This window comes from Enterobacter sp. DVT3837 (genome assembly GCF_056238685.1).
Map to the genome: position 1 here is coordinate 182501 of NZ_JBWDLA010000003.1, position 9278 is coordinate 191778.

Annotated in this window: 14 protein-coding genes; all 14 read right to left on the reverse strand. The window is 50.8% G+C overall.

The features are described from left to right. Window position 1: 1 nt before the first annotated feature. On the reverse strand, window positions 2–808 hold the full coding sequence (locus AC0XWG_RS24080; RefSeq protein WP_015063028.1) for a hypothetical protein: 807 nt from the start codon (window positions 806–808) through the stop codon (window positions 2–4). A gap of 229 nt (window positions 809–1037) precedes the next feature. Beyond that, window positions 1038–1301, reverse strand: coding sequence for a hypothetical protein (locus AC0XWG_RS24085; RefSeq protein ID WP_040115189.1), 264 nt, complete (start codon window positions 1299–1301; stop codon window positions 1038–1040). Between the two features lie 56 nt (window positions 1302–1357). Further along, window positions 1358–1690, reverse strand: coding sequence for a hypothetical protein (locus tag AC0XWG_RS24090; RefSeq protein WP_022652118.1), 333 nt, complete (start codon window positions 1688–1690; stop codon window positions 1358–1360). Window positions 1691–2024: 334 nt separating this feature from the next. Beyond that, window positions 2025–2255, reverse strand: a complete 231-nt coding sequence (locus AC0XWG_RS24095) for a hypothetical protein (protein WP_040115188.1) — start codon at window positions 2253–2255, stop codon at window positions 2025–2027. A 58-nt stretch (window positions 2256–2313) separates the two neighbouring features. Further along, the gene (locus AC0XWG_RS24100) at window positions 2314–2751 is read right to left on the reverse strand and encodes an RES family NAD+ phosphorylase (protein ID WP_040115187.1); all 438 of its coding nucleotides are present in this window, start codon (window positions 2749–2751) and stop codon (window positions 2314–2316) included. Next, the gene (gene parS, locus AC0XWG_RS24105; protein WP_032610495.1) at window positions 2748–3188 is read right to left on the reverse strand and encodes a type II RES/Xre toxin-antitoxin system antitoxin; all 441 of its coding nucleotides are present in this window, start codon (window positions 3186–3188) and stop codon (window positions 2748–2750) included. The genes AC0XWG_RS24100 and parS overlap by 4 nt, the downstream gene beginning before the upstream one ends. Window positions 3189–3270: 82 nt before the next feature. Further along, entirely contained in the window at window positions 3271–3579 is a 309-nt protein-coding gene (locus AC0XWG_RS24110) for a hypothetical protein (protein ID WP_022652122.1), read from the reverse strand. Window positions 3580–3754: 175 nt separating this feature from the next. Further along, window positions 3755–5023 carry a DNA methyltransferase gene (locus tag AC0XWG_RS24115; RefSeq protein ID WP_015063031.1) on the reverse strand — a complete coding sequence of 423 codons (1269 nt, stop codon included), beginning with the start codon at window positions 5021–5023 and terminating at the stop codon, window positions 3755–3757. Next, a complete protein-coding gene (locus AC0XWG_RS24120) occupies window positions 5010–5621 on the reverse strand; it encodes a polyamine aminopropyltransferase (RefSeq protein WP_022652124.1) in 612 nt (203 codons plus the stop codon). The genes AC0XWG_RS24115 and AC0XWG_RS24120 overlap by 14 nt, the downstream gene beginning before the upstream one ends. Before the next feature lie 61 nt (window positions 5622–5682). After that, the gene (locus tag AC0XWG_RS24125; RefSeq protein WP_015063032.1) at window positions 5683–6318 is read right to left on the reverse strand and encodes a polyamine aminopropyltransferase; all 636 of its coding nucleotides are present in this window, start codon (window positions 6316–6318) and stop codon (window positions 5683–5685) included. Between the two features lie 115 nt (window positions 6319–6433). Continuing rightward, window positions 6434–6691, reverse strand: a complete 258-nt coding sequence (locus AC0XWG_RS24130) for a hypothetical protein (protein WP_022652126.1) — start codon at window positions 6689–6691, stop codon at window positions 6434–6436. 63 nt (window positions 6692–6754) lie between these two features. After that, window positions 6755–7189 carry a hypothetical protein gene (locus AC0XWG_RS24135; RefSeq protein ID WP_015063073.1) on the reverse strand — a complete coding sequence of 145 codons (435 nt, stop codon included), beginning with the start codon at window positions 7187–7189 and terminating at the stop codon, window positions 6755–6757. 135 nt (window positions 7190–7324) lie between these two features. Beyond that, window positions 7325–7702, reverse strand: coding sequence for a hypothetical protein (locus AC0XWG_RS24140; RefSeq protein WP_015063074.1), 378 nt, complete (start codon window positions 7700–7702; stop codon window positions 7325–7327). A 390-nt stretch (window positions 7703–8092) separates the two neighbouring features. Next, window positions 8093–9274 (reverse strand): hypothetical protein, encoded by a 1182-nt coding sequence (locus AC0XWG_RS24145; RefSeq protein ID WP_015063075.1) that lies wholly within the window; start codon window positions 9272–9274, stop codon window positions 8093–8095. Window positions 9275–9278 lie beyond the last annotated feature (4 nt).

A 9278-nucleotide genomic window follows, 5' to 3' on the forward strand; every position in this document is an offset into this window, starting at 1 on the left:
ATCAGGCAGTCACGGGGCACAATACGTCCAGCGAAGGCAGCAATTTGCTCAGGCTGTCGTACACGACGGGCGTCAGTTCGGTGACGCTGTGAAGCGCCATGCTGGTGTTGTCTTCTTCGCTGAGAATGATGACTCCATCCTCATCAGGATCGTCAGAAGTACTCTCGTCCGAGGCCAGGCGGTGGCGTGCAACGTCATAAGGCGATTCAGACGCTTTGCAGCTCATCAGATAGCATTCTGTGTATGTGTTTTCGTGGTTATACTGGTTCACTTTCACCAACGCATACTGAACACCGGCATCATGGGCTTCGTTCATCAGGCGGGAAAAATTAAAGCCTTCCTCATAGTGGTGTGTATCTTTAGTCACCACGATTGTCGCACCGCCGAACTCGTTTTCGCGTGGTCGGTCGCAGACGAAAGCGGCATTGATTGTGACCATTTCAGGCAGGTTAAACACCGACAACACGGCAGTTGTTACCGCGATTGCGTGGTCGAGGTTAATGCTTTCATCATGGCTGATTGCCAGACCGCTACCGGTGATTTCCGCTTTGAGTTCCAGCTCGTAATTGTCTTCTGGTGACTCCGGCTGACCAAAAGTCGGCTCAAACGGATCGCACTCCGGGTGGTTCTGAATAATACCCAGGACCAGCAGTTCAGTGAGGGAACACTCTGAAGCAGGTTTAGACAGCAGGTGATCACCTTCCGACACATCCGTGTCCGTAACATACGCAATCGCGTCCAGAGCCATCTGAGCCTGTTCCTGTGAACAGAGAATTGTGAAGGATGCCTGAGTGTAATTATTTGCCATTGCATAACTCCTTATTTAATTAAGTGTGATTGCTGTCTGTGAATAGATAATATCAAAACAGATACCCGCACCTAATAACCCGAAATGAAATATTTTCGAAGTTTTTATAGAGAAGACAGGCGCCATACTTATTAATCCAGCCATTATTTAGAGGGCGGCATTAAGTAATTATGCGGAAAAAATAAAAAACCGCCACAAGGGCGGCATTTATTAAATGGGAAAGATTCAGTTATAAGGTATGTGTCAGGGCGGAAACAATGATCCGGTCTGGTAACAGTGATTGAAGGGACGCCGACGAAATGACAAGTGCCTTTTCAATGTGTGCCTCTCCGTCGGCGATATGTCGCCGGAATGCCGCTTCTGCTTCACCGGAGGAGTCGGCTTCAACCAGCATCACTTCTTCCTCATCATCAAACATCATGCGGCCTGAGATAATATACAGTCGGCTTAAGTCCGGGGGATTTACAGCGTTGCCCTGTTTGTTAATCATCATTTTTCTCCGTCTGCAATTTTTAAATTTGTCAGTTCTGCTACGGGTAAAATACACCATCAGCCCTGTAAACCCGGACAGGTATCAACGTAGCTCATCGGTTTGCCAATCGCGGCGCTTAGGCGAAGGATTTCGCCGATGGAGACGTACCGCAGCATTTCAGAACGCCCGTGTTTCTGGTATTCATCCACCGACATGGTGCGCCAGTCCTTGTGCGGTGTGTTTTTGCACAACTGCCAGTTGTCGACAGTGGTCGGGCGACGCAGGACATACACACCCAGCGAAGGCGTGAGGCCTAAGCCAAATGACTGCTGCACCACAATACGCACTTCAGAGCCGTCGGGGCGTTTCAGTGTCTGAGTAATTTTAGTGATGAGCTGTTCGGATTCCATACTATTAACCTCGACCGTCAGTTGGGTTGCTGTAGGGATATTTTAGCAAAGTCGGTTCACTGGCTAATAAGTACAAAGCGAATTTTTTAAAAATAGAGGAATAAAACAGGAAGAGAACAAATCTGGAAACAGCAAAATCACATTATCCGATTGCAATTCATTTCACATTTGACATATTCGGAATTAAGTACGCAACGAACCTGCATCGTCTGGTATAAAAGTATATTTCAAATATTCAGGTTATTATCTGAAGTAAAATACTCTCTGCCCCGGTTGCAATACCAGACGGAACACAAGACGTTATGAAGAGCCTGTCCCGGTTCAAAAGCTGCGGCTAATTTTTTCTGACCCACTTAACGAGAATGCCAGCCAGAGTCGCAGTCAGCATCAATGCCCATACTGAAGAAATAAAGTTAAGCAATGGAATACGCTCAGAATAATCACAGGTACTGGATGGGTCACTGGCAAATTTACAGATAAATTCGGGATCAAGCCCCCAGTAAACGAAAGAAAATAACACAACGAGCGATACACTGATTTTAAAGATTTTTTCGCTTGTCATCATTTATCATCTCAATCCAGGAGGTTATATAAACCTGAAACTATTTCAGCCGTGTGTCGAACTAGTAAGGAATTTTCTGGACGGTTTTCATCAGATCAAAAATCGCCGGATGAGCCGGATTTAAAAGGTAGTTAAACTCCACCGGAGATAATGCACTGGGAATACGCAGGGCAACAGAAGAGCCACTTTCAGCCCAGTTATCGCCATACAGGGCAAGTTCTGCGGGCGCATCTTCACTTGCCCAGCCCGGCGGCAGCAGGTTCAAGTCAAAGGCCTGGATCTGGTCATCCGGGACATCAATGCTCAGCAGCGTGTAAGCGTCCAGAAGCTGCGGGGCATTGATATGCACCAGCGTCTCCAGCATGGTCAGAGAGGCCGTCTCGGACAGATAGACAAGTGCTGTGCCGACACTGTTCCAGCGGCCTCCCGCTTCTTTCGCACCTAATCCCGACCATGCAGTCGTAATATAGCGGGTCTTGGTCATCCGATACAGGATCACGAATAGACTCCGTGTTCAATACGGGTGATCAGGCGCATCACTTCGAGTGCGCCGGTTTCCGAAGAGACAACATCTGCCGGAGTCTTCCAGCTCAAGCCACGGTTTGGCTCGTTCATCCATTTCTGTGCTGCCTCTTTGTCGCCTTCGAACAGCTCTACAGCCCGTTCAATGACGCGAATAATACGCACCAGACGTTCGCTCTGATCCGCAGTGAAACGGGCTTTTACGCTGCGATTGAAGGTGGTGTTCGGAATGCCGGACATTTTGCGCAGTTCCGACGGCGTGATGTTCGCCCATTCAGAAATGGAATGAGCGACTTTACCTTCCAGTCCGTGGCTAATTTTGTCCATCAGCGCAATGCCGTCATTATCCAGACCCACCACCTGCCATAAGCCGTGCGGGTTCATTTTGGATAAATCTGGAGAAAAAACTTTCATAGTCATAACCGACCCTCCCATTTGGTATGTCAATTATACCATATGGGTGACTACTGGCAATATTTTCACCTTTCTCATAACGTCAGTTCGTCACCCGGCTGACTCTGGCATGGGCATTGCCCTGAATGTTCCAGTACAGCCCAGCCGGAAGCTCTGCGGCCCAGGTTGCCCCCCGTTCCGACATTTGTTCGGGCGTTTCCAGCCATCCACGCGGAATAGTACCGGTGGTGTCACCGATAACCCGCGAGACGCAGGCGGCAACGCGGACGCCGCCGGGGACATCACAGCCGGATTCAACGATGTGCATCACTTCCATTAATGCGCCGTACGCTTCAACACGGTCGCCCTTTTGCAGTTCAATGGGGGAAACCTGTTCAGTCAAATTCTTCATGCTCACACTCCCTTCAGTGATTAAAATTGTCGCCGTCGTTTTTAAGGCATCCGGGAGAAGAATCCTGGTGGCCATTACGCCGGTATGTTGCTGAATCATTTTCTGTCAGCGCCGTCGCCGCAGGACATCCCCGCTGGCGTCACTTCCGGCTGCTGGCCAGGCTAAACCGCCCAGCTCATCCCCCTTCCCGCAGTTCATCACGGTAAAGGGCAACCAGGTCATCGAGTATCGGGCTGCTCTGGTATCCCGGCATTTCTGTAAACAGGCTGCGCGAGATCCCGAGCCATTCCATTATTTTGTCCGTTGCATACCAACGTCTGCCGAGCCGCTCAGCGGCAACCGGTACTTTGTGCAGACCGGCAAATGGCTCAACTACCAGATCACCAGGCCTGGTGAGGAACTCGATCAGGAATGCGGCGAGTCGAGTGGGTGACGTTGCACCGTGCAGCGGAAACCCCAGTTCGCGGGCGATGCGATGGCAGAGCCGCGTATCCGGGCAGGCATTGCCAAACATAAGCGTATTTTTGGGGATAGTCCCTTCTGTCTTATTGCCGAAGGCGCCATTTTTAAGCTGGTAAGCGCCATCCCCGTAAAATGTAGTGCGGTTTTCGCCGCCGGACGCCTGCAATTTCTGATGCTGCTCTGAATGAGGCTGGAGAACGCGCATGTTGTTCGAACGAACCTTTTGCGCGTCATTAGTAAACCACAGCACCGGCTCGTAAGACGAACAGAGCTGAACACGCTGTTTACACGCCCAGTGAGTCGGCGACGGGGGTTTCGCTCGGTTCACCCAGTTCAGTCTGTCCATCAGCTCAAGACCCAGCTTATCGCACAGCGCCAGTGTCAGTCTTTCCAGATACAGAGAGCGCGATGGCCTGCCTGGATTAAAGCTGTCCTGCGTCACATTGAGCGCCACGCTGCCCCCCGGCACGAGCTGCTTCACGATAGGCTCAAGAATCCGCAGCAGCCAGTCAATATACGCCTGCTCACCGCGTCCGCCGCCGTGCCCGTAATTTCGGGCATTACGCAGCAGGAACGGGGGCGACGTAAGGCAGAGATGGATTTGCTCATTGATGTTGCTGAAGAACGCGTACGCATTCCCGAAGACCGATGCCCCGAGCGAAGTTGAGAAGCCAACGACACACAGTTTGTCCCAGGACTCATGCAGCTTCTTGTCATTTTTGAAGGCATAGCGCCAGACGCCCCGCTTTTCCGGGACACGCTCGATCACCCCGGCCTGCCGCAGCGTCTGCTGATACCAGCGAACCTGATGCTTGACGCCGCTGGTTCGCATTTTGTCCGAGCCGAACGCCTTCATTTTCTGTAGTTCTGCATCCGACATCCCCGTTTCGCGTTGTACCTCGCGATACAGCTCTTCGTTCGTTAACGGGGTGTCTGACGCGGCATAGATCCGCGCAATCAAATCGCTGTTAAGGTTGCTCATCAGCCATCCTTGAAAAACGGACCAGGGCGGCTTCACACTGCTCTTTACCCCACGAGTCCTGCCAGTCGCACAGGTGGAGATATTTGCGTTCGAGTGCTTCCATTTCATCGAGATTTGAACTCGATAATCCCGCCCAGACGTCGTGCCAGCACACATCGTAAGTAACGCCTGCCGGTGGGCAGTATTCCAGAGCATCCGCATGGATGATTTCAACACGGGGATCGTGGGCAAAGGCCTCGGCAACCAGGTTAATCACATCCTGCGACTTCTCAATGACAGTCACGTTGTTAACTTCCGGCTTCTGAAGAATGGCGTGCAGCACCATCCCCAGCCCCAGTCCGTTGATCAGGACGTGCCCTGTCGCTCGCTTTATGAACTCCTGACAGAGTTGGATTTCGTATGGCAAATTGGTCATCACCACATTTCTGCCATTTGAAAGGCGGCGATAGTTACCGGGCTGTAAAACCGCGTCGATATCCTCCGTAGCGGCACGGAGGAAAAGGCTAACCGCCTTATCTTTGGAGATTTCGAAGCTGTCCAGTGTCCAGGCACCGGATGTTCCATCTTTAACAGGTAAATTAGAAAAGCAACTCTTCATCAGTCATCCTTAAAATGGATTCAGTTCAACGTAAGTGGGCGCAGGAAGACGGTGAAGCAGGTCACTTCCCTTTCTGCATCAGGGACTCCAGTGACGATTCCAGCGCCGCGAAACGAATCAGGGCAGCTTCACACTGCTCTTTACCCCACGAGTCCTGCCAGTCGCACAGGTGGAGATATTTGCGTTCGAGCGCTTCCATTTCATCAAGATTTGATCTCGAAAAATCTGGCCAGATATCATGCCAGCACACATTGAAGGTAACGCCTGCCGGTGGGCAGTATTCCAGAGCATCCGCAAGGATAATTTCAACGCGGGGATCGTGAGCAAATGCTTTGGAAACCAGGTTCATCACATCCTGAGACTTCTCAATGACGGTCACGTGGGTCACGTCAGGCTTCTGAAGAATGGCGTGCAGCACCATTCCCAGCCCCAGTCCGTTAATCAGGATGCGTCCAGTTGCTCGCTCAATGAAAGCTTCACAGGTACGGATCTCCATCGGCGTATTGGACATCACCACTTCGTTATCACAGGACAAACGCCGGTAGACGCCTGCCGGGATATATTCATCCTGATCCTTTGTATATTCGGCGCGAAGCTTCAGGGTCTGCGCTTTTTCTGGCGTAATCACAAAGGAGTCCAGCGTCCAGTTACCGGATTTCCCGTTTTTCACCGGCAGCTCAGCAAATTTACTTTTCATACTGATAACCTTAATTTCGAATCATTCTGTTGCCGGGAAATTACCACATAACCCTCGGGCTGGGCAGGCAAGATCGCGTTACAACGGACGGCGGCTGACGCAACCGTCCACGGGTTCACAGGTAACGAAGTAGGATCTCCGCATCCTCCGGTGGCAGCTGTTGGCAGCTCTTCACTTGATAGAAGAATTCCCCGCCAAGATCATACACTCCGCCGTCTTCAAAACTCAGTGCTTCGACCTCGTCGCGACACTCATTCAGTAATGCCGTCTGGCTGGCGTTTGCCTCAGTATCGCTGGCGACAAGCTTCACGCTGGAATGCTCATACTCGCCATTCCGGCATACAATTTTGACAATGAAGTTTTTTTCAGGCATCTGCGCCTCCCGGCTGGTTAGGGGTTTATTCAGCGTTGCCCCGGCGTCCGGGGCAAGACTCAATCAACCCTTGATGAAACTCTGGCCGAAAGAAGGATTGGCTTTAAACTGGTGCTCCTTTATGATTTTTTTCATCATCTGAGAGCATTTCTTGATCGATTTGGTGCTGGCATCCGTGACTTCAGCCATCTTGCGGATAAAGCGATTCACCTGATACTGCGCCTCAGCATCTTGGCTGAGGGCTTCACTGTGGATGCGGTCTTCATGCTGCGCAATCAACAGCACATAGCAGCGGAGACCTGTGGCGGTGCTCACGCGCTGGCTGATCGTGATTTCCGCCGAGCGGGTAGACTGGACGACAGAGAGAGAGACTCTCGATAATTCGCCGTCCCGGAAAATAGCCGGAGTAAGACCATTAATATCCTCGCGGGAATAATTCAGAGAGTCCAGAATGGAAAATAAATCACAGGTGGTAAAATCGAATTCCTGAATGCTCATATCGCCTCCGACGCTTCATTATTTGTTGGCATTGCCTGTAGATATATAATACCAGGTTGGGTTCAAAACCTAATAACCCGGAAGAGAATATTTTGAAGAAAATCTCAGGCATCCATGCCGTGAATTAAGCTGGCACTATTCTGAAATAATATCACCAAGGCTGGTGGTAAATTCTCTTTTGACGGATTCAGTAAACGGCACTCGCTCAATATATTTATAATTCGTGGCATAGGTGTTGGTGTCTAAAGTCCGGGAGATCTCATCATCAATCGGGTCTTCAAACATATCAATGCGCACATCGATATGCTGCGTGCCTTCTGCGGTAGGATGTGACAGGCTGCACGACACTTCGATATAGCGATCTTTCTGCTCCGCGACAAACGTCCAGAAACCTGCATTAAAGTCGGTTGATGCACCGTGACGTTTAAATACAACATCAGATACGGAATAACCGACAGCATTAAGAAGGGAAATGAAATTAAGCTGACTGGAAATGATATCTAATTTATTCATGATGTCTCCTGTTGGTATGTGGCAATTATACCAGGACGCGCTCGACGGCTAATAACCTGCGGCAAAATTTTTCCGAATAGTTGATGATGTGATTGATAGCTTTAAAAATTAGGAGGATTGTTTATAAGAAGGAATATAACCAGAGGATTTGAAATTTAATACACCATGCCGACTGACCACGTCTAATTTTTCAAAAGTTACTTTTCCCGGCTGCCCTGATCCCACGTCGCTAAGACCCGGTATACTCAGGCATTCTGCCCGGAAGGCAATTGGCTTCGGTGATCGGGTATTAAAATAGGGCCAGTCTGTTTTTCTGCGAGTTTCGCGCTCTGTTGATGGCGTGAAATCACCTTTTCCGGATGCCCTCCCTGGCTGTCCGGTGCGCTGGCGCTACGCCCAGCGGTATGGGGTAAAATAGGTCTCGTTAACTTCAAGAAATTCGGTCAGGGAATTCATCGCTCTCGTGTCGTATGCAGTCACAATAAAACGGTAACCGTCCACCGTTTCGATGTAACTGATCCCCCGTGGCGTGCTGCTGGCATTCACCACTTCCGCCGTCATCATAAACTGGCCTTGCGGGAATTCCTGTGACAGGTAGATAAATCCGGTGGTTGCTGATGACGGGGTGGCATTCATCAGCACACCGTTAAATTGCTGGCCGTGTCGCGCCGGGATCAATGTGCTGTCCGCCGTCGCCTGATTCAGCAGCTGCCGGATCAGGGTTTCCTCTTTATATGAGCTGTAAGCGCGGACATCGTCTTCAGCCCCGGAGCGTGAGCAAACACCTACATGTGCAAGCCGCCGGTATTCGTTACGCATGTAGGCATGACAGGATGCACCCGCTCGCCCCTGAAGGGTGACACCAAAATCTTCACACAGCATCAGAACCTGGCGCAGATTGTTGTCATATACCGTCGCAGTAAGGGCCAGGTTATAACTGACGAATGTCAGCTCAAAAACCCGTGTATGCATGTCACTAACGTGTGCCTCCATCCGGATCAGCGGCTTTTCAGTCAGCGGATATGGAGTGCCGTTCACGCAGTACGGGGTAACGCCGCTAAAACACTCGCCGATCACGCTAGCAATGACTACGTCGGCGTCAATGACAGCCGGTGCCGGGACATAGATCTGAAACTGTCCTTCCGTGCCAGATTGGGTAAGGACGGGGAACAAACGCGGGGAATTAAGCTGCTCAAGGTCAGCATTGATCAGTTCTGTCCAGCTGGGTTTCCCGGTGGGTGCATCGAGGCGCAGGCCCAGGTTATCGCAGAAGTCGACGATCTGCCGGGAGTGTTCCACCATCACTGCCCCGGAGAGAGTCAGACCGTGCGTCGTCATCTTCAGCTCACTCGTCCGTGTCTGGGTATTCTGGGACCAGGGCTGTAAAGAAAGTGTCGTCCGGCTTAGTGAAGGTATAATTGTTTCATTCAGTGGGTCGATCAGTTGGCAATGCGCATTCAGCCGGGGGACAAGGGCATCAAATATGAAGCTTGCCTGTTGTTTAGTGCTGGCCTGAATATAAAACATCGCATCCGTGCCTGCATCCCTGGATAAAATACCGAAAAGTTTCATTTTT

Coding starts and splice junctions, on each gene's coding strand:
- AC0XWG_RS24080 (WP_015063028.1), bottom strand. CDS start 808: ATGGCAAATAATTACACTCAGGCATCCTTCACAATTCTCTGTTCACAG.
- AC0XWG_RS24085 (WP_040115189.1), bottom strand. CDS start 1,301: ATGATGATTAACAAACAGGGCAACGCTGTAAATCCCCCGGACTTAAGC.
- AC0XWG_RS24090 (WP_022652118.1), bottom strand. CDS start 1,690: ATGGAATCCGAACAGCTCATCACTAAAATTACTCAGACACTGAAACGC.
- AC0XWG_RS24095 (WP_040115188.1), bottom strand. CDS start 2,255: ATGATGACAAGCGAAAAAATCTTTAAAATCAGTGTATCGCTCGTTGTG.
- parS (WP_032610495.1), bottom strand. CDS start 3,188: ATGAAAGTTTTTTCTCCAGATTTATCCAAAATGAACCCGCACGGCTTA.
- AC0XWG_RS24110 (WP_022652122.1), bottom strand. CDS start 3,579: ATGAAGAATTTGACTGAACAGGTTTCCCCCATTGAACTGCAAAAGGGC.
- AC0XWG_RS24115 (WP_015063031.1), bottom strand. CDS start 5,023: ATGAGCAACCTTAACAGCGATTTGATTGCGCGGATCTATGCCGCGTCA.
- AC0XWG_RS24120 (WP_022652124.1), bottom strand. CDS start 5,621: ATGAAGAGTTGCTTTTCTAATTTACCTGTTAAAGATGGAACATCCGGT.
- AC0XWG_RS24125 (WP_015063032.1), bottom strand. CDS start 6,318: ATGAAAAGTAAATTTGCTGAGCTGCCGGTGAAAAACGGGAAATCCGGT.
- AC0XWG_RS24130 (WP_022652126.1), bottom strand. CDS start 6,691: ATGCCTGAAAAAAACTTCATTGTCAAAATTGTATGCCGGAATGGCGAG.
- AC0XWG_RS24135 (WP_015063073.1), bottom strand. CDS start 7,189: ATGAGCATTCAGGAATTCGATTTTACCACCTGTGATTTATTTTCCATT.
- AC0XWG_RS24140 (WP_015063074.1), bottom strand. CDS start 7,702: ATGAATAAATTAGATATCATTTCCAGTCAGCTTAATTTCATTTCCCTT.
- AC0XWG_RS24145 (WP_015063075.1), bottom strand. CDS start 9,274: ATGAAACTTTTCGGTATTTTATCCAGGGATGCAGGCACGGATGCGATG.